The organism is Citrobacter sp. Cpo147, assembly GCF_030332405.1.
Classification (GTDB): domain Bacteria; phylum Pseudomonadota; class Gammaproteobacteria; order Enterobacterales; family Enterobacteriaceae; genus Citrobacter; species Citrobacter portucalensis.
In genome coordinates this window covers 404022-426424 of record NZ_JAOWHX010000033.1, presented here as the reverse complement: position 1 = coordinate 426424, position 22403 = coordinate 404022, and the positions used below count along the sequence as shown (strand labels likewise).

Sequence of the window (22403 nt, the reverse complement as noted above, 5' to 3'; positions counted from 1 at the left end):
GGCCCCATTAACGAATAGAAAAACCGTTTGTCAGCACGCAACGACGAGAGCGTGCGAAAGTGCGCGCAGATGTTGTTCCTTCACCGGTTGGCGTCGCAATAGTGAAGGTGGTAAAGCCTTCACCACCAACGCCAATCCCGGCGTAAGAGGGGCCATTTTTCACAAAGATGGAGGTCTGAAGCGTGCGCGCGGCAAGGTTCAAACGTGACACATTTTGCGAATGCATAATGGCGGTGTGATGCAATCCCTCTTCAACCTCCAGGGCCAACGTTAATGCACTGTCAAAATCGCTCACTGTTACGACGGGGAGCATTGGCATTAATTGCTCGCTGGTAACCCACGGGTCGTCAGCCTTGACGATGCCTGTCAGTAATCGAGGTGCTTTTGCCGGAACCGGTATTCCTGCTGCTTCCAGTAAGGTTGCCGGGCTTTTACCCACCAGTTTTTTATTGGCTATGCCTTCTGGTAGACAGACAGCACGCAGTTTGTCTACCTCTTCGCTATTGAGAAGCATCGCACCAAAAGACTGCATCTGTTGAACCAGTCGTTCGGCAACGGCATCAACAACAATCAGGCTCTTCTCAGCAATGCAGGGGAGGTTGTAATCAAAGGATGCGCCATTGATGATATCTTCCGCCGCCTTAACCAAGTCGGCTGTTTCATCAACAATGCAGGGTGGATTTCCTGCGCCTGCGCCGATGACTTTTTTCCCGCTTTTCATGCCCATAGCAACAATGCCTGGGCCACCGGTAATCGCCAGAACTGCGATTTTAGGGTGCGCCATCATCTGCTGGGTAGCCTCAAAAGTGGGTTCTGTGACCGTGACGACAAGATTACGAATTCCGCAGCAACGGAAAGCAATATCTTCAATCATGGCAATCAGCTTGAGTGAAACCTTTTTAGCACCCGGATGCGGACTGAAATAAACGCTATTCCCTGCCGCCAGCATGCTGATGCTGTTGTTAATAATGGTCTCTGTCGGGTTAGTACTGGGGGCGACAGAGCCAATCACGCCAAACGGTGAATACTCGAATAACACCATGCCGCCGTCGCCGGTTAACGCCGTGGTGGTGAGATCTTCGATACCTGGAGTGTTGTCCAGCGCGGCTTTATTTTTAAGGAACTTATCCTCTTTGTTGCCCATCCCCGTTTCGGCAGCGCTCTCAGCGGCCAGTGAAGCAAGATGAGGCGTCAGTTCTTCGCGTAGGGCGTTTATGATGGCGCTGCGGGTTTTCAATGGACATTGCTGGTAACGCAGAAAAGCCTGATGCGCGGCATCGATCGCTTCGCCAACGGACGGAAAAATACCGTTACCCTGAACTTCTGCTTTTGCCGGGGCGAGTTGTTCACTCAAAATGTTACGAATAAGGGTTTCAAGTTCTGAAGTATTCATTGATGTGTTCTCACGTTAATCGCCGCAATGGCCGTTTCTGCAATGTCCATATCCTGTTCAACGCTTCCTCCGCTGATGCCAAGACCCCCGAGGAGTAAACCCTCACGCCATAATGCGTACCCGCCACCGAAGGTGACGACTTTTCCCTGCATATGGCTTTCCAGACCGTAAAGCGCAGCACCGGGTTGAACTGCCGATGTCAGCTCATGTGTGGCGGTTTTCATCGCCACGGCAGTCCAGGCTTTTTTGGGTGCCAGTTCGCTACTCACGAGTAATGCGTCAGGCATGCGCCAGGTCACCATTTGGGTCCCGTTCGCATCAACAATGCTAATGACGATCGGAACCTGAAGTTCTTCTGCTCTCGTCACCGCAGCGCGAGTGAGTTGGTGGAGCTCCTGAAAAGACAGAGACATAGTCGGCTCCTTTATGGCTGGTGCTTGAACGGCAGCGAGATAGCGCTCAGCCACTTTCTGAATGATGTCGTTTTGATGGGCGTCATGATCTTCTGCTCGTGCAAGCGCATATAAGCAGTCGGACAGGCGATTGATATAACGCATCAGCACGTGTCTGACGGATATCTCGGTGGAGAGCTCGACCAGTCGTCTCTCTGCGCGGCGTGCCAGCGTACGGGCAAAGTGCAGTCGGCTGGCGGCTTCGCTGCGGCCAGGTAAAATAAAGCTGCGCAGCGGCGGTACTCTTCCCATTGCGGTATCGATGGCAGCTTCCAGTGCCGCAATTTCTTCCGAGCTGATGTAGCGCTGCTCTGGCGTTGGTTCTTCGCTTTCGCTTGCCAGTTCGGCGCTGAACCAAAAAAGCTGCAGCTGGATATTTTCAAGTAACTGCCAGTGCTGCGGGTTTTTCGCTGCACAAATGCACAGACTTAGCGCCGCATTCAGTTCGTCCAGCGTACCGTAGGCTTCCACGCGTGGATGCGTTTTGCTCACGCGCTGTCCGGTAAAGAGGGCTGTTGTTCCGGCATCACCAGTACGGGTATAAATCGCCATAGTTCCTCCTAACGAGAAAGCGTGTCGACAATGCCGACGATAGCCAGATCGATGGCCTCATTAGGGCCAGAAAAAACGTGTCTGGCGCTGGAGCCGCTGCTGAGTAATACCAGTTCGCCAGTTCCCGCGCCGACAGAATCAACAGCGACTTCATCTCCACTCACAGGGGACGCAGGAAGCTCTCCGTCAGCACTTACCCGACGTACCAGCAACAGTTTTTTTCCCACCAGTGATGGGGATTTTTGCGTGGAAACCACAACGCCTGTAACCCGTGCCAGATGCATAGCTCACTCCTGCTTAATTAGTTGGACATTTCGCAGACTGACTGCTTCCTGAGCCAGAGCCGTCACGACACACCGACGGCGCAACACCAGTACGCCATCCCTTAATTGGGCGACGTCGGCATAGCTGAGAAGCTTCTCAGGATGCAAAAAGATGATTCGTCCCCGTTCGTCATTGAACTCCAGCGGTAGACGTGCGAGTTTTTTCACGGGGATTGCGGGTAATAATCGGTGTTGTAGTGAAATTTTCACGCGGACTCCGCATGCCAGCGCGTCGTGAATCTTTCCCACCGACATGTTGGCTGGGCAGACTTCGGCAATTCGCTCCAGTAATGGCAGATCCACTTGCTGGAGATGGAGCGACGAGTACTGGCAGAATACTGTCCGTGAATCGATTTCCCGTAACTGCGCGACGCTAAGAGTGAGCGTGCTTTCCGCGCGTTTTTTTAATCGGGAAACAACCTCCTCGATAATGCGTTGCAGCAGTTCGTTGTTCATCGTGAGGTCACCAGTGTGGCGAATGCCTGGGGATTATCAGCGCCTGCAGCATTGGCTTCGTCTGTATCGATATGCATTTCGAGGCGCATATCCGGCGAAACGCGTACGGCGACGTTATCGAAAATCAGTCGACGTTCATCGCCATTAATGGCGACCGAGACTCTATCACCATGGGAAACCCGCAGAATCAGAGCATCGAGCGGCGACATATGGATATGCCGTTGGGCGACGATCACCCCGGATGCTAAGTCCAGTTCAGCAAATGGGCTGACGAGACGAACACCGGGTGTGCCCTGAATATTGCCCGACATCCGCAGCGGAGCAGCAATTCCCAACGTGCGGGCGTCGGTACGAGAAATTTCGACCTGGCTGGTACTGCGCAGCGGGCCGAGTAAACGCACATTTTTTAACTGACCTTTTGGCCCCACCAGCGTGACAGTCTGCTCTGCTGCATATTGTCCTGGCTGCAATAGCCCTTTTTTCTCACTAATGGGGTGATTGGGAAACAAGCGACCGTAATCTTCAGCGCACAGATGAATATGACGATTAGAGATCCCCAGCGGAATCGGGCGCTCGCGCATTTCATCCAGAACCTTAGCGACAGTGGTCTCCAGTTGCTGTTTATCCATTACGCTTCACCTCGTTTGCCAGAGTGAAGACAAAGCGTGCGCGGCTCGCCTTTTTGGCGAGGGCAGGCAGGATCAAGACACAAATTGCAGCTAATCAACTCTGCATCTTGCGGGGCTTCGGGTACATCATGGACTACAAATATCTCTTCATGCGGTACGGCTGGTATGGGCTCTGGCGTTGGCTCAGGCTCCAGGGCAACGCTATGCGACAGGATCCCGTCCCCGGGTCTGGAAATGACTTTGTGAGCCACCAGTCCATCTCGCTGGTCAGCGAAACTGACACCGGTGGAAATGGCCGCCTGGACGGAGGCCACATCCCCGATTATCTTGATCACCGTCCAGCCTGAGCCGTTGGTTTTTTCGAGGCCCACCAGCGTGATGGAGGCGGCTTTCGCCATGACGTCCGCGCAACTGATGGCTAATGCCAGACCACTAACTTCAAGTAATCCCAGTGATTGCTTCACGCTGTGCTCCTTGGTTGCAACGACTTATGCGGATTTAGGTAAAATGGCTTCAACGTCGCTGTGCGGACGCGGGATAACGTGGCAGGATTTCACCTCACCAACGGCGCTTGCGGCTGCGCTTCCAGCATCTACGGCTGCTTTCACCGCGCCGACATCACCGCGAACCATAACGGTGATAAGGCCAGAGCCTATTTTTTCGTATCCAACCAACTGCACGTTTGCGGATTTCACCATGGCATCAGCGGCTTCAATAGCGCCGACAAGCCCTTTTGTTTCAACCAGTCCCAGTGCGTTATTCATACTGCTTTTCTCCTATGGGTTATGAGTGGCATTCCCGGAACGGAATGCCTTTAACCAGCCGCGCAGCGTTGTTACCAATGCTGCGGCGATCGTGGCTATTTTGTTGATACGTCAGCGTAAAAAGTGGTGCTGATGTGGGTAAGTTTTTGTAGTGCACGACCAGTTTTTCGCGGCTACAGCCAATACCGACCAGCAATGGAGACTGGCAGGCGGCCAACCATGCGTTGTGGATAACGTCAGTTGAGCTACTCTCCTGAATTACAAAGGGGATCCCTTCTTCTTCAATACCCAGCAGTACGTCATTCCAGACGTCAGCACAGTCAGCACTGGTGAAGATAACGATGGCTGGTGTGGTGAGATTACTTTCCATGAGCGAATGCCTTATGCCAGGAGAGAATCAGTCCTGTCGCAACCGCATTGCGCGGACCTTCGGTACCACGAATGTTGCCGCGCCCGGCAACCAGTCGATAATGCGCCAGAGCATCGGTGACCAGCTGTGGAACTTCAAAATCCAGAGATGAGCCGCCAACCAGCACCACAAAGGGAATATCCCGAATGTTCCCGGTCGGACTGACCTGACGTAGCGCTCTGAGTGCGTTAGTAACGAAAACGCGCTCCTTGGCGCTTCGACGAATGGCCCGTACTTTCTCCAGCGCCAGTTCACCAGGCAGTGGCACCAGTTCATCGGGTTTCACTACGCACACGCGCGCAAAAACCGTTGGTGGGAGAGGCGTAGGGAAGAACTGAACGCTGCCGTCTTCGTGGCGAAGGTGGAACAAGCTCTCAACTTTCGCCAACGGATACTTTTTAATCTCTTCAGCGAGATAACGGTCATCCAGACCCAGTTCACGGGCAATGATCATCGTGACCATATCGCCTGCGCCTGCCAGGTGCGTGGCAATAATTTCGCCCTTAGGATTGATGATAGAAGCGTCGGTTGAACCCGCGCCGAGATCCAGAATAGCCAGTGGTCGTGTTGTGCCCGGAGTTGTTAAGGCTCCCAGAATGGCAGCTTCGGCTTCGGCCCCGCCAACCTGGACATCAATGTTGAGTTTTTGCGTGATCTCCTGGGCAATCATCGCCATTTGCAGGCGGTCTGATTTCACCATGGAGGCTATGCCGACAGCCTGTTCCAGCGAGAACTCACCGGCAAGTCCACCCGTCACGCTGACGGGAACCGAGGTATCGACCGCCAGCAGATCCTGAATAAAAATTTCATGACTGGGTTTGTTGGTTAATTCAGCCATCGTCTGGCGCACATGCTCCAGCATGCCGCCAATATTGGTGCCAGCTTCTCCGGTCACGTTATCCAGTTTTGGGCATTCACCAACCGCTTTCATAATCGCTTCGGCGCCCGCGGCAACGTCGACCCGTACGGTACGACCCTGAGACTGTAGCTCCAGATTTCCGGCAGGAATCGCTCGCGCTTTCACATCACCTGACGGCGTTTTCACCACCACGGCTGAACGGTTGCCGATCAGCGCCCGTGCCATCGGAACAATGTTTTTAGTCTCATCGGCATTGAGGCCAAAGACAGTTGCAATGCCGTAGGGGTTAGAAAGGGTTTCAATGACCTTTCCTGGTACGGCGACCTCAATGGCAGCCAACATCCCCAACGGGATACGGTCGATATGAAGGACTTCATCGACGATGGGCAGGGGGTGAGTCAGACGATTGCTGACCAACACGCCATCGTCCTGCTGCAAAATAACGCCAGTCAACTGGTATCCAGCACGGACGGAGGCATTAATCATCGTAGCAACATCGGCGAAATCAAATGCCGATGACACCACCAGAATATAGGGCGTATCCGCCGGGCGACTGAGAAGGTCTTCCGGCGTAATAGTGACGCCCACGCCTAACCCGACGCCGCCCGGTGTTTTAGGGTTATGGCCGATCATGGTGGATTCAGTGATGATGGTTTCGGTTATTGTTTCCATCGCCACGTCGCCAATGACCGGGGTGGCTTCGTTAATACGGATGAGCGAAATATCGCTGACATTGATACTGGCGTTTTTTGCCGCCAGCGTAAGGGCCTCCTGAATGCCAAACACATTACGTAATGTGCCCTTAATTCCGGTGGTTTCTGCCAGCGCGCTGCCGGTGATGCTCAGCACGCCAGACTCATCGAGAGTAGCCAGAGCGACCTCCGTTGATGAGTTGCCTATGTCAATGCCAGCTATATATCGCATGATCCTTTCCCTGAGTTAGTCGTCGCCTTTGAGTTTTTTACGCTCAACGTACAGCGCTGCCGCTTCACGAACGAAAGCTGCACAGATTTTTGCCTGATAACGATTTTCGAGATCGTCGGCGATAGCCATCAGCTCATCTTTTGTTGAGCGATACGGGCGCAGCGCGTTGTAGATCTCAAGAATGCGATCGTCAGGAACAGCGGTAAGCTCGGCTGCGCGCTCGAAGTTCATCGCCAGCCTGTCACGTCCGGCATCTTTGGCGATTTCCGCCTGCAGGCGAAGTGTTTCAGGGGTGATGCGCATGTCCTGCGCGGTCACTTTGTTGCTCAGAACATTTTCAAGCGTGAAGTCGTCCAGCGTTTTGTTGGTCGCAGTTTTTACCCACTCAGGATGTTTATTCGCGAGAGGGTAATCCGTGACTTTCGCGGTATGTGCTGATGAACTCACCGCGGGCGGAGTCGCGGACTCGCCTTGCAGGCTGTTCATCCGGCTCAACACATCCCGAACCATCGATTCAATTGCGTCGGTATTCATGGAGGTATCCTTTATCAAAGCGCCACGCGCAGTTCCTGCGGGTTTTTGCCTGTCACAACGTATTTGGTCTCTTTAATGTGCAGAATGGCTGATTTCGCCTGGTACTTAGGACGAGCCATCTGGTCATTCAAAGTAGGGACCGGTTGCGGAGATTCACGCTTGGCATAACGCGCGGCGTTTTTACCGATCTGACGATAGGTTTCCAGCGTCAGAAGCGGTGCCTGAGGGAACAGCTCCAGGTTTGAAAGCGGCGGTAACCCCTGCTGGTGGATAACCGTGGTACCTTTTGACTGGATGCCGATAGAGATCCCGGAACCGCTCAGACGGTTCCCCTCAACGGCGACAAACGCCACATCGGAGGATTTAAAGCAGCGGATAACGCGCGCTTTAATGCCTTCTTCTTCAATACCGGCAATCACTTCGCGCAAGATATTCTTATGCGGGATACCTACGATATTGACGGTTTGCGAGAGCCCGAACGCCGGCCCTACGGCAATAATCACTTCGTCCTGTTGCTGGCCTTGTTTGGCTTCACCAATCTCGGTCAGAAAGCTGTCTCCCTGTGTCGCCGCAGCCTGAGGTGCGCTTGCCGCTGTAGATGCGCGGAAAGAGACGGGTTTGTCGCTGGTCTGCATTTCAGACAACACATCTTCAATTATCTGGCGCAGCAGTTTTTCATTAATTTCCATTTTTCACCCCTTAGCCAAGCTCGTTGGGATCAAGTGCGCCAGGGATGTTTTTGATCTCTTCCCAGCGTTCGCCCTGCAGGCGATAACCTGTTGCCGGACCGGCATAGTCGTTAACATCATTGACAGCGGATAGCACCTGTCCGTCGCCAACGATAATGGCGGAGGTATGCAGGTAATCCCCGGTTAACTTGGCTTTCTGGATGTTGAGCATGTCCTGAGCGACATCGGTAAATCCGCCCTGAGCAAGGGCTTTCACCACTTCCAGACCGTTACGGTTCTTATTGATGATCTCTTGTGCAAACTTGATGTCGTCAACGATGTTACGTTCCGGCATATCTTTCGAACCGTGGGCGTAGGTCGCAGCTTCCACTTCTTCATCAGTGATTGGTGGTAATCCCATCCCGGCAAAGACGGCCTGCAGCGCACGTGCCGCTTTGTTACGAATGGCGATAACATCTTCTTCACGAACCGGACGCAGACCACCGTCTACTTTCAGGTCGCGCTGAAGAACGTTGTAGTCGTCAAAATCTTCAGCATCCTCGTTCGAACCTGCAAACATGTTGTCGTAGTTCGGCACCGCGGAATAACCAGAAGAAATGAAGTCAGTACCCGGCAGGAACTGCATCAGCAGACGCGCAGTACGACGCATATCCGAGTGGGTAAAGGTTTGGTCGTTGCTGGAGGCGCATTCCAGATCCAGAGAGGAACAAATCAGGTTTTCAGCCAACACTGCACGAATGCCTGACGGCACGGCGGAAGGGACACCGATGCAGCTTACTGAACCGTTTTGCAGGCCCTGTACGCCCGCAGCTTTGGTGATGTAAATGCAGCGGGCTTCCAGATAAAGCATTGATTTTCCTTCGGCGTAACCCATCTGAACTTCTGAGCCAGAACCGGAGGTAAAGCGCATTTTCAGACCACGGGATGCATAGGACGAGGCGAGGAAGCCTTTCGACCATGGCGTGTCATCGCCGTCGGTAAAGACGGGTTCAGTACCATAGACGGAGATGGTTTCCGCGTAGCAGGTGTGGCCTAGCATGCCGAGCTTAAGTTCGGTAGCTTCTTCCAGCGAGCACTGGGTTAATACGCCAGGGCGTCCAACCTGCGAGCCGACTAACAGCGCAATGGCGTTAAATGGCGCATAACGTGCAACGGCAACGGTTGTTTCCTGTTCGTCAAACCCGCGCCATGCGCCTTCAGCGGCATCAGCGGCAATCTGCACCGGGTTATCTTTGACGTTAGTGACGTGCGCTTGTTGAGAGGGTGTACGACGAGCACGCATTTTCTGCATCGCCATCATCATCTCAACGACGTTCATATGGGACACCACTTCGACAATTTTTGCCGGCGTCATTGCGGTGGTCAGCGGCACTATGTCTTTGCGCTTCACGTTAGGGTCGCAAAGCATATTGGCCAGTTTGACCGAATCCATCGCCATGACTTCTTCAGCGCGCGCCAGGTTAATGCCGTAGCGGGCAATGAAATGGTCGATTAAGTCAAATTCACTGGCGGATTTACCGTCCAGTTCAGTGACTGTACCGTTGACGATTTTAATCGACGGTTTGGGGTCGTTCGGGCTTTCCATCGCAATGAAGCCTTCTTCGATCCACTCCTTAACGAAACCATCCTGATTCACAGGGCGCTTCGCCAGTGCTTCAAATCTTTTCGATCTCATGAATCAGCCTCACTGATATCAGATGTAGGACGGACGATCGTTTTTCGGCTCTGAGCCGAGGGTCCCGAGTACGGTTTTACCGATTTCACGGGCGGAGATAACGGCCTGACGAACAGCGCCAGAGTCACCCGAAATAACCAGAATGGCTTCGTTACTGAAGCTGGTGCCATGGGCAGGGGAGCTGTAGGCCACAACTTCCACGTTGGCTGATTTCAGGGCCGTATCGGCCATCAGGACACCAACGGATGCCGGCGCGCCGACGATAACGCCACAGGCACGGCCAATCGGTGCGCCAAAGGCTTTTTCAAGTGCGTAGCTGGCGCGTGCGGTGTACTGCATTTCGATGTGACCCGCTTCATTGGCATAAACATCGCCAAAGGTGCGATCCAGTTCTTTCAGTGCGACTTCAATGCCGCGTTTCACGTCGGAAACATCGTTGCCACCAAGAATAATCAGCGAGCCATGACCTGCGCCGCCTTTGGTATCACGTGGTAACTCAATACTGACGACTTCAGTATTGGTGGCTTTTACCGCTTCATCGGCGGCCATGATGTGCGGGCCTGCGCCAGTACGGGCGCCAAGGATGCCAATGGAGCGATACCGTTTTTCAAGTTTCATTGCGTCCAGTAGGGCGCTGTCTACGTTGGCGATTACCAGACCGACGGTGTCGCCAATCGCGGTACCGACAAACTCCGTTAAACTGCAGCTTTTCTCTGCCATAGCCGTTTCTCGTGTTGGAGGATTATTTTCAGGGATAGCCTGCTGTTCCGGCGTTGCCACGCGAGCAATCACCTGCGCCATGATCTGTTCAACCAGCTCATTGCTGCTCATTAGCTAATTCCCTTCGGTAAGATTTTTTCTACATCGGTATGCGGGCGTGGGATGACGTGTACGGCTTTCACTTCTCCCACATTACGGGCTGCGGCGGCACCTGCATCTGTTGCTGCTTTGACTGCGCCGACATCGCCACGGACAATGACTGTTACCAGCCCCGAACCAATTTTTTCGTAGCCGACCAGCATTACATTGGCTGACTTCACCATTGCATCTGCGGCCTCTATGGCTGCAGTTAAGCCTTTGGTTTCTACCATTCCTAACGCTTCTTGTTGCATAAAGACCTCGCCTGGGTTGTCCCGATTTTCATGACTATAAAAAGAAGCGAGGAAAAAGAATGGCTGAGTTGAAAGTAAGAGTGAAAAAATAGTGGGGTTATGGTGAGATAAAATTGCTATATTTCATCATAACAATTTGTTTTTGTTGGTTATTTTTAGTTTAAGTAATGTGACTATTTGGTTATGTTAATTCCATATTTACACTTTTCCGAGTGACAGTTTAAATATCATTTGCTATGCGAGAAAAATGAAATTGTGATGATCGTTTGAAAATGGAATTCTGCTGTTCGCAATATTTTATTATTTTGAAAATGTACTTTTAATAGGGTAAATCCTCGTTTTATCGCCTGCTTTAATAAAGGTGATAGCAAGAATTTGCTATCGCAACACGATTTTTAAGGGCATGTCGCTTGCAGATTGCCAACAATTTGCCGGTACAGATTTTTATAGTAAGCCTTGAAGTAATCTTCCTGCCAGCAAGGAGTCCGCTGGTAAAGACACGAACTCTGCTTAGAAGGTGTCACAATGAACGATTCACTAAGAGCGCAATGTATTGCTGAGTTTTTGGGTACCGGACTATTTTTGTTTTTTGGTATTGGGTGCCTGAGCGCCCTGAAGGTCGCGGGTGCCAGTTTGGGATTGTGGGAGATCTGCATCATATGGGGCTTGGGGATCTCGCTTGCAGTTTACCTGACAGCCGGGATTTCTGGGGCCCATCTCAACCCCGCGATTACCATCGCACTTTGGTTGTTTGCCTGTTTTCCGGGGCGTAAAGTACTGCCTTATTCTGTCGCTCAGATAGCGGGTGCCTTTGGTGGCGCTATGCTGGCCTATTTGTTGTACGGCAGCTTATTTATTGAGTATGAATCAGCCCACCAAATGGTACGCGGCAGTCTGGAAAGCCTGCAACTTGCCAGCATTTTTAGTACGTATCCTGCCGCCGCACTGAGTGTCTGGCAGGCCGCACTGGTCGAAGTGGTGATTACCTCCATTCTGATGGGGATGATTATGGCGCTAACGGACGACGGTAACGGTGTTCCCAAAGGCCCGTTAGCACCACTGCTGATTGGTATTCTGGTTGCCGTTATCGGCGCATCAACCGGCCCACTTACCGGCTTTGCGATGAACCCGGCACGTGATTTTGGTCCTAAATTGTTTGCCTGGATGGCCGGGTGGGGTGATGTTGCGATGACCGGCGGGCGCGATATCCCTTATTTCATCGTGCCGATTGTGGCTCCCATCATCGGCGCCTGTGCGGGCGCAGCAATTTATCGTTATTTTATTGGCAAAAATTTACCGTGTAATTCGTGTAAGTTGGAGGAAAACGAGAGTTAGCTTCACGAAAGATGTTTATTATTGAAAGGTAAAAACTGTTTTCGTGATCCGGTTTCCTGAACGGCTTAAAAAGTCTCCCAAGAGTGGGAGACTTTTGTTATGTTCGATGCTGACTTTCATCAGAGCGCTGGATCGTGAGATGAAAAAGAATGTGTGAATAATATGTTTTATTTATAACAATAAATTAACTGAGAGGTTTTATCATGATTTCTGCGAGTGCCCTGAACTCAGAACTCATTAATAAAATCGCACAGGATTTTGCACAGGCCACCAGTCTGGCTGTTGTGGTTGTCAATATTCACGGTGATGAAATTTCTGAGCTTTTTAATTTCACTCCTTTTTGCCAGTTGATGCGCCAGCATCCTCAGCATAGTACGCGTTGTCGTATGAGCGACCGCTGTGGAGGGTTGGAAGCCTCTAAATCCGATCAACCCTGCATTTATCGCTGCCATGCCGGGCTTACCGATTTCTCAATTCCGCTGGTCATCGCGGGACACCTGGTAGGGTTCGTGCTTTGTGGACAAGTACGCTTAAGTAACGATGTAGGCCTCGTTGATATTCTGAACGTCGATGACCGCTGGCAAGCCGATCCCGAACTGGTAAACGAGTTCCGTAATGTACCTGAAATGGACTATTCTCGAGTCATTGCTTCAGCGGATTTACTCAAGCTCATCGTCGAAAATTGCCTTAAGAAACAACTTAATTTTGTTGTTATCAAAGATAACCCGCAGCAGTCAGAGCCGGTACGCGCTAACCGTAGTACCAACCCTCATGACAGTAAAATGAAAAAAGCCCTGCGCTATATTGATGCACATTTATCAGACGATCTGCGTCTGGAAGATGTTGCCTCTCATGTTTTCCTTAGCCCGTACTATTTCAGCAAATTGTTCAAAAAATATCAGGGTATTGGTTTTAACGCATGGGTAAACCAGCAAAGAATGGCCAGTGCCAAAGAGCTGCTTTGTCACAGTGACTGGAGCATAGCCAGCATTGCGCGTAATTTAGGCTTTTCGCAAACAAGTTATTTTTGCAAAGTTTTCCGCCAGACCTATCAGGTTACGCCGCAGGCATTTCGCCAGCAAATAAATGTCATTTCACGCGGTGAATCCGCTTAAATAGCAATATTTTGCTATTGCCGATTTTTGATATCGGGTGCTATGTCAGTCATTATAAAATGAAATGTGACAACAGCAGTCAATAAATTGTCATAGCGCAACAAAATAATGGTATTAGAGGGATAAACTGCACCAGTTTTTATTTTTGTGATGAGATACAGTGTCTGCGCGAATGACTTTCTTTATTCTTAGCTGATACTTTCATTCAAAAAGTGAACGTATGAATAAGTGGGTTAAGGCCAGAAAATTGGCTGAATGAACTCGGAAAGATATTAAATTGAATTATTGTCATGAGGTTGTGAAATTACCTCATAACAGAGAGCTTAATTAACCAGGCTCTTGAACTGACAGGTTTGCCACATTTGTGGTAGGGAAGGGGGTGAGAATCCCCCGCAGCCCCCGCTGCTGTGATGCTGACGACCCCGTATGGACCACTGATCGCAAGATTGGGAAGGACGGGTGAGGATGACGCTAAGCCAGAAGACCTGCCTGTCAGTGACTACCAACAACTTCGGTGGGAAGTGGGTGGTTCAGATGCATACAGTCGAGAGACTGGGTATCTCTACACCCCTACCACCCTGAACAGGATCAGGGTATGGCGGCCAATTTTCACGCATTTGTTCTTGCAGGTACCGGAAGCGGCTGTGGTAAAACCACGGTGACGCTGGGCTTGTTGAGCTTGTTGAAAAAACGCGGTTTGCGCGTCCAGCCATGCAAAGTGGGTCCTGATTACCTTGATACCGGCTGGCATACAGCGGTATGCGGTACCGCTTCCCGTAATCTTGATAGCTTCATGCTTCCCGTCCCCACGCTGAACGCTCTATTCAACGAGCAGATGCAACATGCGGATATTGCCGTTATTGAAGGTGTGATGGGGCTGTATGACGGCTATGGTACCGACCCAAACTACTGCAGCACCGCCGCGATGGCTAAACAGTTAGGCTGTCCGGTCATCTTACTGGTTGATGGTAAAGCCGTTTCCACTTCAATCGCCGCAACGGTAATGGGGTTTCAGCATTTTGATCCCACCCTGAACATCGCCGGGGTTATTGTTAATCGGGTTAACAGCGAAACGCATTACCAGTTACTGAAAGTCGCAATCGAACGTTACTGCGATGTACCCGTCTTGGGCTACGTACCCCGTATGGAGGGCGTTGCCCTTCCCGAACGTCATCTGGGTTTAGTAACCGCACGTGAGTCGGTTATCAATCAGCAACCGTGGCAGGCTTTTGCCGCGACACTGGAGCAAACCCTTGATATTGACGCGCTGCTGACATTAAGCCAGTCAACCAATCTTCCTGCTGGCGAATGGCCAACGCTGCCCGCCGCAGACGCCGGAGCAGGGCTAACGGTTGCAATTGCCGATGACGAAGCCTTCAACTTCTACTACCCGGATAACATTACGCTGCTGGAACGTACGGGGCTAAATATTGTTCGTTTTAGCCCGTTGCACGACACCTGTTTGCCGGACTGTCAGATGATCTGGTTAGGTGGCGGATATCCTGAGCTACACGCTGCGGCGCTGGCTCGCAATGTCTCGATACTGAATCAACTGCGAGAGGCACATCAACGTGGCGTCGCGATTTATGCAGAGTGCGGGGGGCTGATGTATCTCGGCAGTTCGCTTGAGGACAGCAACGGCGATACCTGGCTGATGGCGGATATCATTCCCGGCCACAGCAAAATGGGGAAACGTCTGACCCGATTTGGCTACTGCGAAGCGCAGGCCGCGCAGCAAACATTGTTAGCTGCAGAAGGTGAAGTGCTGCGCGGACATGAATTCCACTACTCCGATTTTACTCCTGAAACGCCAGCGGTGATGAACTGTCGCAAAGTGCGCGATGGTAAAACGCTGCAAGCCTGGTCCGGCGGCTGGCAGGTCGGAAACACCTTCGCCAGCTATCTACACGTTCATTTTGCTCAACGTCCGCAGATGCTTAACCATTGGCTGGCAGCCGCGAGGAGTGCGCTATGACGATCCTTGCGTGGTGTGTTGCCTGGCTGCTTGATTTTATCATCGGCGATCCGCAGAACTGGCCGCATCCGGTGCGCTGGATTGGCAATCTGATTTCTGCCGTGCAGCGAATTGTTCGGCGTTACTGTTATAGCGACCGTGCGCTGCGCATTGGCGGTGCGGTGATGTGGATTGTGGTGGTTGGTCTGACCTGGGCTGTGTCCTGGGGCGTGCTGGCACTGGCAGAATCTGTTCATCCCTGGTTGGGTTGGGTGGTAGAGGTATGGATGATCTTTACCGTGCTGGCCGGGCGCTGCCTGGCAAAGGCCGCGCAGGATGTCGAACGTCCGCTGCGGGCCGGTGACCTTGCTCAGAGTCGGGAAAAATTGTCATGGATTGTGGGGCGTGATACCTCACAACTGCAACCGCAGCAGATCAATCGCGCGGTGGTGGAAACCGTGGCTGAAAACACCGTAGACGGCATTATCGCGCCGTTGTTCTTTCTCCTCCTCGGCGGTGCGCCCCTGGCGATGGCCTACAAAGCGGTAAACACCCTTGACTCCATGGTGGGCTACAAACATGAAAAATACCGCGCTATTGGTATGGTCAGCGCGCGTCTGGACGATGTTGCGAACTTTATTCCTGCAAGACTGAGCTGGCTGTTGCTGGGCGTGGCGGCATTTTTATGCCGTAAAGACGGCTCGCGAGCTTTACAGATTGGCTGGCGCGATCGCTACAACCACAGCAGCCCAAACTGTGCGTGGTCAGAGGCATCCGTAGCCGGGGCATTAGGCATTCGTCTGGGTGGTCCTAATGACTACTTTGGCGAGCGCGTTGAGAAACCGTGGATCGGTGATGCTCAACGCGACATTTCGGTAGACGACATTTCCCATACGATTCGACTGATGTGGGTGGCATCGACGCTGGCACTGGCGCTGTTTATTGCGCTGCGGTGGCTGTGGGTCGGTGTAGCCTGAGGACAACATAATGCAATATATCCAGCAACCCCAGGCGATTGAAGCCAAAAGTTTCGACATTATTGGCGAGATCATCCGTGAAACGCGTCCGGACTATCAGTTTGCCAGTCCGTTACATGAAGCCATTATCAAGCGTGTTATTCACACGACGGCAGATTTTGACTGGCTGGACATTCTGTGGTTTTCCCGTGATGTGCTGGAGCAGTTTTGTGCTGCGCTTAGCCGTTCGAGCGTGATTTATACCGACACCACGATGGCGCTTTCCGGGATCAATAAAACGCTGCTGGCAAAATTCGGCGGTGAATGCCGCTGCTACATCAGCGACCCGCGGGTTGTGCGTACGGCAAAAGAGCAGGGTATTACCCGGTCCATGGCGGCGGTTGACATTGCGGTGAAGGAAGAGGGGGAAAAGCTGTTTGTCTTTGGCAACGCGCCGACTGCGCTGTTCCGCCTGCTTGAGCATGATGTTGCCGTCAGCGGTGTGGTGGGTGTACCGGTCGGGTTCGTTGGTGCTGAAGAGTCGAAAGATGCCCTGACCCAAAGCAATTTGCCCGCCATTGCAGCGTTAGGCCGCAAAGGGGGAAGCAATGTCGCCGCCGCTATCGTCAACGCCATGCTTTATCACATGCAGGGGGCGCGATGAGCGAGGCCTTCGATACGCCGGTGTGGCACAACGGTAAAGCGCTGCGTAAAGGATATACCACGGGATCGTGCGCCACGGCTGCGGCAAAAGTTGCCGCGTTGATGGTATTGCGCCAACACCTCATCCATCAGGTTTCCATCGTGACGCCTTCCGGGGTGACGCTGTGCCTGAGCGTGGAGTCACCGCATATCGAAGGGCAGCAGGCAATAGCGGCCATCCGCAAAGACGGTGGAGATGATGTGGACGCCACCCACGGCATGCTGATTTTTGCCCGCGTGACGTTAGACGATAGTGGCGTGATTGCCTTACAGGGCGGTGAAGGGGTCGGTACGGTAACCCGCAAAGGGATTGGCCTGCCGGTGGGCAGTTCGGCGATTAACCGTACACCTCGCCAGACCATTGAATCTGCCGTCCGCGAAGCGATTGGCCCAAATCGTGGGGCGCAGATTGAAATCTTCGCGCCAGAAGGCGAAGAACGGGCGCAAAAAACCTACAACTCGCGCCTTGGCATTTTGGGCGGCATTTCGATTATTGGCACCACGGGTATTGTCACGCCGATGTCGGAAGAGAGCTGGAAGCGTTCACTGTCGCTGGAGCTGGAAATTAAGCGGGCGGCGGGGCTGGAGCGTGTCGTACTGGTGCCTGGAAACCACGGCGAGCGTTTTGTTCGCGAGCAGATGGGTATCGACACCCAGGTTGTGGTCACCATGAGCAACTTTGTCGGTTACATGATTGAAGAAGCCGTACGTCTGGGGTTCCGGCAAATCGTGCTGGTGGGGCACCCCGGTAAGCTCGTCAAAATCGCGGCGGGGATCTTCCACACTCATAGCCATATTGCCGATGCCCGCATGGAAACGCTGGTGGCCCACCTCGCGCTACTTGGCGCACCGCTGGAACTGCTGACGCTGGTCAGCGACTGCGATACCACCGAGGCGGCGATGGAACACATCGACGCATACGGTTTTCAGCACATTTATAACCACCTGGCTAAGCGCATCTGTATGCGTGTCCTGCAAACGCTGCGCTTTACCAAAAATCCCCCGACCTGCGACGCTATCATGTTTTCTTTTGATAATCAGGTGCTTGGCAGTAATCGCCCGGTCGCAGAGATTGCTGAGGAGATGCAATGTTAACCGTTGTAGGGATGGGGCCAGCCGGTTTGCATTTGATGACGCCTGCGGCGCGTGAAGCGGTCGCGACGGCGGATGTTCTGGTCGGTGGAAAGCGGCATTTGCAGCAATTCCCGGATTTTGCCGGTGAACAGTTTGCTCTTGGCGCCAATATCCCGGAACTCCTGAGCTGGATTAGTGCGCACCAGGAGAAGCATGTTGTGGTACTGGCGTCTGGCGACCCGCTGTTTTACGGCATCGGGACGCGTATGGTGGCGCATTTTGGCATTGAGAATGTGCGGATAATTCCCGGTATTAGCGCGGTGCAGTACCTGTGCGCGCAGTCCGGTATTGATATGAACGATATGTGGCTGACCAGTAGCCATGGCCGCAGCGTCTGTTTCGACGAGCTGGCGCGGCATAACAAGGTGGCGATGGTGACTGATGCGCTGTGTGGCCCGCGTGAAATCGCACAGCAGCTCATTGCCCGAGGCAAGGGGCATCGCTGGATGGTGATTGGCGAAAACCTGGCGATGGAAAACGAACAGATCCATTTCCTGCCTGTGCGTGAAGTTAACGCTGACTATGACATGAATGCAGTGGTGATCCTTGATGAAAGATGAGCTGTTTCTGCGTGGAGAGAAAGTGCCGATGACTAAAGAAGCGGTACGCGCACTTGCCCTCTCAAAACTTGAATTACACCGCGCCAGTCACCTGATTGATATTGGCGCCGGAACCGGCAGCGTGTCGATAGAAGCCGCGTTGCAATATCCCGGATTACGTGTAACGGCCATCGAACGTAACCCGGCGGCGCTTAGGTTGCTGGATGAAAACCGCCAGCATTTTGCCTGCGCAAATATCGATATTTTTCCCGGTGTTGCACCCATGACCATCACGGAAAAAGCCGATGCCATCTTCATGGGCGGCAGCGGCGGCCATTTGACCGAACTGATTGACTGGTCGATGCGCCAATTGCATCCCGCAGGGCGTTTGGTGATGACGTTTATCCTCCAGGAAAACCTCAACACCGCGCTGGCACATCTGGACCATCTTGGCGTACAGGGAGTGGATTGCCTGCAGTTACAGGTTTCCTCGCTTGCCACGCTTGGCAGTGGTCACTATTTCAAACCGAATAACCCCGTATTTGTTATCGCCTGTCAGAAGGAAGGAAACCATGTCTGAGATTTTTGATCCCCGTAGCGTGTGGTTTGTTGGCGCAGGTCCTGGCGATCGCGAGCTGATTACCCTCAAAGGTTACCGGTTGCTACAGCAGGCGCAGGTTGTTATCTACGCCGGATCGCTGATTAACACTGAACTGCTGGAGTATTGCCCTGCCGGTGCTGAATGTCACGACAGCGCTGAACTGCATCTGGAGCAGATCCTTGATCTGATGGAAGCTGGAGTGAAAGCGGGCAAGACCGTTGTGCGCCTGCAAACCGGCGATGTCTCGTTGTACGGTTCCGTACGCGAGCAGGGTGAGGAGCTGACCAAACGCGGGATTGACTGGCAGGTGGTGCCTGGCGTCAGCGCGTTCCTCGGCGCGGCGGCGGAGCTGGGTGTGGAGTACACCGTACCTGAAGTTTCACAGAGTCTGATCATTACGCGCCTGGAAGGCCGCACCCCGGTACCGGAACGTGAACAGTTGGAGTCTTTTGCCAGTCACCAGACATCTATGGCGATTTATCTTTCCGTCCAGCGCATTCATCGGGTGGCTGAGCGTCTGATTGAAGGCGGCTATCCGGCGACCACGCCCGTGGCGGTGATCTATAAAGCGACCTGGCCGGAAAGCCAGACTGTGCGCGGGACCCTGGCGGATATTGGCGACAAGGTTCGCGATGCGGACATCCGTAAAACGGCCCTTATTCTGGTCGGTAATTTCCTGGGCTCGGAGTATCACTACTCCAAACTCTATGCGGCGGACTTTAGCCATGAATACCGTAAAGCCTGAGTCAATTGCGCTTTTTTGCCTGACTCCTGGTGGCGTTGTGCTGGCGAAACGTCTGGCAGCCATGCTGCCGGTTACCTGTTTTACCAGTGAAAAGCTGCTGGAGGAGGGGTTTATTCCCTTTGAAAACGGTTTTGCGAATACCGCCCGCGAAGCGTTTACGAATTACTCGGCGCTGATTTTTGTCGGTGCGACCGGCATTGCGGTGCGCGTACTGGCCCCGCTGGTCAATGACAAATTCTGCGATCCGGCAGTGGTGGTCATTGATGAACGTGCCCAGCATGTCATCAGCCTGCTCTCCGGCCACGCGGGCGGTGCCAATGCGTTGGCGCGTTATCTGGCGGGCATGTTGGGCGCTGACCCGGTTATCACTACCGCGACGGATGTGAACGATATGGCGGCACTGGATACGCTGGCATTTCAACTGAATGCCCGGATGAGTGATTTCCGTTCGGCGGTGAAGATCGTGAATCAGATGCTGGTCAGCAATAAACGGGTTGGTCTGTGGTGGGATGACGAACTGACGCAGGATGTCAGCCATTGCGACCGGCGCGGATTTATTACGGTTACCGATCTTAACCAGCTCCCCGAACTGGATGCGTTGGTGTGCATCACCTTACGCACCAATTTACCTGACCTGCCTGTTCAGCACTGGAAGTTGGTGCCACAGCGGGTTGTGGCCGGAATTGGCTGTCGCCGTGATACGCCGTTCCCTCTGCTGGCTGCGCTGCTTGCCCGGCAACTTGAAGCTCAACAGCTCGATCCGTTGGCGCTAAAAGCGATTGGCAGCATCACGCTGAAAAAAGATGAACAGGGACTTATCCAACTGGCTTCGTGCTGTCGCGTTCCTTTCGAAACCTTTACCGCTGACGCGCTGCGTGAGCATGAGCACCGTTTTCCGGCCTCATCGTTTGTTCGCAAAACGGTAGGTACAGGAAGCGTTTCCGGTCCTGCAGCCTGGCTGTTGAGCCACGGAAAACTGTTAGGCGAGACCCTGCGAGAACAGGGCGTCACCATCACTTTGGGAGTTTCACACTGATGTTAAGCGTAATTGGAATTGGCCCTGGCTCGCAGGCAATGATGACCATGGAAGCCGTTGAAGCACTGCAGGCAGCGGAAATCATCGTTGGCTATAAAACCTACACCCATCTGGTAAAAGCGTTCACGGGTGACAAGCAGGTGATCAAAACCGGAATGTGCAAAGAGATTGAACGCTGCCAGGCGGCGATCGAACTGGCACAGGCGGGTCATAACGTGGCGCTGATCAGTAGCGGTGACGCGGGGATTTACGGTATGGCCGGGCTGGTGCTCGAACTGGTCAGCAAGCAAAAGCTGGATGTTGAGGTCAGGCTAATACCTGGCATGACCGCTAGTATTGCCGCGGCCTCTTTGCTGGGCGCGCCGCTGATGCACGACTTCTGCCACATCAGCTTAAGCGATCTGTTAACGCCATGGCCGGTTATTGAAAAACGCATCGTTGCCGCCGGTGAGGCAGACTTTGTTATCTGTTTCTACAACCCGCGCAGTCGGGGTCGCGAAGGTCATCTGGCGCGCGCATTTGAGCTGCTTTCCGCCAGCAAAAGCGCGCAAACGCCGGTTGGTATTGTGAAGTCTGCCGGACGTAAAAAGCAGGAAAAATGGTTAACCACGCTCGGTGAAATGGATTTCGAACCGGTTGATATGACCAGCCTTGTGATCGTGGGTAACAAAACAACCTATGTTCAGGACGGCCTGATGATCACGCCACGAGGTTATGTGCTGTGAATTACGGTGATGTGCTGGTCATGGGCGGTACGAGCGATGCGCGCATGCTGTGCCAGCAACTGGATGCGGCAAACGTGGCCTACACCCTGTCAGTTGCAACCCCAACAGGGAAACAACTGGCGGGAGACATCAAAGGCCAGGTGCGCTGCGGGCGTCTGGAGCGAGAACAAATGATTGCCTGGCTACAGGAAAATCGGACGCGCTGGGTGATCGATGCCTCGCATCCGTACGCCGAGGTGGTGAGCCGCAACATCATGAGCGCCTGCGAAGCGGCGGGCGTACTGCTAAGCCGCTACCAGCGCCCTGAGCAGTTGAGTGGGTTAACTCACCCGCACCTGTATACCGTACAAAGCATTCCGCAAGCCTGTGAGGTGGCGCGACGCTTCGGCGATCGTGTGCTGCTGACTACCGGCAGTAAAGATCTGGCCATCTGGCGCGAAGGGTTGCCTGAAAAAACGCTGCTGGCGCGCGTTCTGCCTGTTCCTGAGGTCATTCAGCAATGCGCGGATCTGGGATTTGGTGTCGGTGAAATCTTCGCACTGTGCGGGCCGTTCAGCGCCGAGTTCAACGCCGCGTTTTATCGCCAGTGCCAGGCTGATGTGGTGATCACCAAAGCATCTGGCGCTGAAGGTGGTTATCAGGAAAAGGTTCAGCCCTGTCTGGATGCCGGAATCCCCTGCATCGTGATTACACGTCCGGCACCATTGGTGACGGGAGAAGAGTTACTGGAAAGTCAGGCCGCCTTTGGGGTGCGTTTAACGCGCTGGCTGGCCACTGCTTAAGGAGTTTG

At 53.2% G+C, this 22403-nt stretch carries 26 protein-coding genes and 1 riboswitch; of the genes, 12 read left to right on the top strand and 14 right to left on the bottom strand.

Annotation, left to right across the window (positions count from 1 at the left end):
* Positions 1-7: 7 nt before the first annotated feature.
* From pduP to pduA, 14 genes are read right to left on the bottom strand one after another with little or no spacing between them, the layout of a single operon-like run.
* Positions 8-1393, bottom strand: a complete 1386-nt coding sequence (gene pduP / locus OGY06_RS14240) for a CoA-acylating propionaldehyde dehydrogenase PduP (protein WP_155848044.1) — start codon at positions 1391-1393, stop codon at positions 8-10.
* Complete coding sequence (gene pduO / locus OGY06_RS14235) at positions 1390-2397, bottom strand: two-domain cob(I)yrinic acid a,c-diamide adenosyltransferase PduO (protein WP_164562630.1); 1008 nt, start codon at positions 2395-2397, stop codon at positions 1390-1392. Before pduO ends, pduP begins: the two co-directional genes overlap by 4 nt.
* Positions 2398-2405: 8 nt before the next feature.
* Positions 2406-2681 (bottom strand): EutN/CcmL family microcompartment protein, encoded by a 276-nt coding sequence (locus tag OGY06_RS14230; RefSeq protein ID WP_003030211.1) that lies wholly within the window; start codon positions 2679-2681, stop codon positions 2406-2408.
* A gap of 3 nt (positions 2682-2684) precedes the next feature.
* On the bottom strand, positions 2685-3176 hold the full coding sequence (gene pduM, locus OGY06_RS14225; protein WP_164562631.1) for a microcompartment protein PduM: 492 nt from the start codon (positions 3174-3176) through the stop codon (positions 2685-2687).
* Positions 3173-3805, bottom strand: coding sequence for a phosphate propanoyltransferase (locus tag OGY06_RS14220; RefSeq protein WP_003834146.1), 633 nt, complete (start codon positions 3803-3805; stop codon positions 3173-3175). The genes pduM and OGY06_RS14220 overlap by 4 nt, the downstream gene beginning before the upstream one ends.
* Entirely contained in the window at positions 3805-4269 is a 465-nt protein-coding gene (locus OGY06_RS14215; RefSeq protein WP_148361809.1) for a BMC domain-containing protein, read from the bottom strand. Before OGY06_RS14215 ends, OGY06_RS14220 begins: the two co-directional genes overlap by 1 nt.
* Positions 4270-4293: 24 nt before the next feature.
* Positions 4294-4569, bottom strand: coding sequence for a propanediol utilization microcompartment protein PduJ (pduJ, locus tag OGY06_RS14210; RefSeq protein ID WP_001057752.1), 276 nt, complete (start codon positions 4567-4569; stop codon positions 4294-4296).
* A 19-nt stretch (positions 4570-4588) separates the two neighbouring features.
* Positions 4589-4939 (bottom strand): glycerol dehydratase reactivase beta/small subunit family protein, encoded by a 351-nt coding sequence (locus tag OGY06_RS14205; RefSeq protein ID WP_003834139.1) that lies wholly within the window; start codon positions 4937-4939, stop codon positions 4589-4591.
* Positions 4929-6761 carry a diol dehydratase reactivase subunit alpha gene (locus tag OGY06_RS14200; RefSeq protein ID WP_218667330.1) on the bottom strand — a complete coding sequence of 611 codons (1833 nt, stop codon included), beginning with the start codon at positions 6759-6761 and terminating at the stop codon, positions 4929-4931. Before OGY06_RS14200 ends, OGY06_RS14205 begins: the two co-directional genes overlap by 11 nt.
* Positions 6762-6776: 15 nt before the next feature.
* Positions 6777-7295 (bottom strand): propanediol dehydratase small subunit PduE, encoded by a 519-nt coding sequence (gene pduE, locus OGY06_RS14195; protein ID WP_003834133.1) that lies wholly within the window; start codon positions 7293-7295, stop codon positions 6777-6779.
* A gap of 14 nt (positions 7296-7309) precedes the next feature.
* Positions 7310-7984, bottom strand: coding sequence for a propanediol dehydratase medium subunit PduD (pduD, locus tag OGY06_RS14190; RefSeq protein WP_003834131.1), 675 nt, complete (start codon positions 7982-7984; stop codon positions 7310-7312).
* Positions 7985-7994: 10 nt separating this feature from the next.
* Entirely contained in the window at positions 7995-9659 is a 1665-nt protein-coding gene (gene pduC / locus OGY06_RS14185) for a propanediol dehydratase large subunit PduC (protein ID WP_286605564.1), read from the bottom strand.
* Positions 9660-9677: 18 nt separating this feature from the next.
* Positions 9678-10490: a propanediol utilization microcompartment protein PduB gene (pduB, locus tag OGY06_RS14180; RefSeq protein ID WP_003834129.1), complete on the bottom strand. Its 813-nt coding sequence runs from the start codon at positions 10488-10490 to the stop codon at positions 9678-9680.
* Complete coding sequence (gene pduA / locus OGY06_RS14175) at positions 10490-10771, bottom strand: propanediol utilization microcompartment protein PduA (protein ID WP_003030255.1); 282 nt, start codon at positions 10769-10771, stop codon at positions 10490-10492. The genes pduB and pduA overlap by 1 nt, the downstream gene beginning before the upstream one ends.
* Positions 10772-11296: 525 nt before the next feature.
* Between pduA and pduF the strand changes: the two genes are divergently transcribed.
* From pduF to OGY06_RS14115, 12 genes are all read left to right on the top strand, one after another.
* Positions 11297-12106, top strand: a complete 810-nt coding sequence (gene pduF, locus OGY06_RS14170; RefSeq protein WP_003030258.1) for a propanediol diffusion facilitator PduF — start codon at positions 11297-11299, stop codon at positions 12104-12106.
* A gap of 203 nt (positions 12107-12309) precedes the next feature.
* Complete coding sequence (pocR, locus tag OGY06_RS14165; protein WP_003834122.1) at positions 12310-13221, top strand: transcriptional regulator PocR; 912 nt, start codon at positions 12310-12312, stop codon at positions 13219-13221.
* 332 nt (positions 13222-13553) lie between these two features.
* Positions 13554-13728, top strand: a riboswitch (cobalamin riboswitch).
* Between the two features lie 88 nt (positions 13729-13816).
* Positions 13817-15196 carry a cobyrinic acid a,c-diamide synthase CobB gene (locus tag OGY06_RS14160; RefSeq protein ID WP_286605562.1) on the top strand — a complete coding sequence of 460 codons (1380 nt, stop codon included), beginning with the start codon at positions 13817-13819 and terminating at the stop codon, positions 15194-15196.
* Complete coding sequence (gene cbiB, locus OGY06_RS14155) at positions 15193-16152, top strand: adenosylcobinamide-phosphate synthase CbiB (protein WP_197385741.1); 960 nt, start codon at positions 15193-15195, stop codon at positions 16150-16152. The genes OGY06_RS14160 and cbiB overlap by 4 nt, the downstream gene beginning before the upstream one ends.
* Before the next feature lie 10 nt (positions 16153-16162).
* Positions 16163-16795 carry a cobalt-precorrin-8 methylmutase gene (locus OGY06_RS14150; RefSeq protein ID WP_003834115.1) on the top strand — a complete coding sequence of 211 codons (633 nt, stop codon included), beginning with the start codon at positions 16163-16165 and terminating at the stop codon, positions 16793-16795.
* Entirely contained in the window at positions 16792-17928 is a 1137-nt protein-coding gene (cbiD, locus tag OGY06_RS14145; RefSeq protein WP_003834113.1) for a cobalt-precorrin-5B (C(1))-methyltransferase CbiD, read from the top strand. Before OGY06_RS14150 ends, cbiD begins: the two co-directional genes overlap by 4 nt.
* On the top strand, positions 17922-18527 hold the full coding sequence (locus OGY06_RS14140; protein WP_003834111.1) for a cobalt-precorrin-7 (C(5))-methyltransferase: 606 nt from the start codon (positions 17922-17924) through the stop codon (positions 18525-18527). The genes cbiD and OGY06_RS14140 overlap by 7 nt, the downstream gene beginning before the upstream one ends.
* Positions 18517-19086, top strand: a complete 570-nt coding sequence (locus OGY06_RS14135) for a decarboxylating cobalt-precorrin-6B (C(15))-methyltransferase (protein WP_003834109.1) — start codon at positions 18517-18519, stop codon at positions 19084-19086. The genes OGY06_RS14140 and OGY06_RS14135 overlap by 11 nt, the downstream gene beginning before the upstream one ends.
* A complete protein-coding gene (locus OGY06_RS14130; RefSeq protein ID WP_240389237.1) occupies positions 19079-19852 on the top strand; it encodes a cobalt-precorrin-4 methyltransferase in 774 nt (257 codons plus the stop codon). Before OGY06_RS14135 ends, OGY06_RS14130 begins: the two co-directional genes overlap by 8 nt.
* Entirely contained in the window at positions 19833-20888 is a 1056-nt protein-coding gene (cbiG, locus tag OGY06_RS14125; protein WP_218667333.1) for a cobalt-precorrin 5A hydrolase, read from the top strand. The genes OGY06_RS14130 and cbiG overlap by 20 nt, the downstream gene beginning before the upstream one ends.
* A complete protein-coding gene (locus OGY06_RS14120) occupies positions 20888-21613 on the top strand; it encodes a precorrin-3B C(17)-methyltransferase (protein WP_003030278.1) in 726 nt (241 codons plus the stop codon). The genes cbiG and OGY06_RS14120 overlap by 1 nt, the downstream gene beginning before the upstream one ends.
* Positions 21610-22395 (top strand): cobalt-precorrin-6A reductase, encoded by a 786-nt coding sequence (locus OGY06_RS14115; RefSeq protein WP_003834104.1) that lies wholly within the window; start codon positions 21610-21612, stop codon positions 22393-22395. Before OGY06_RS14120 ends, OGY06_RS14115 begins: the two co-directional genes overlap by 4 nt.
* The last annotated feature ends 8 nt before the right edge of the window (positions 22396-22403 follow it).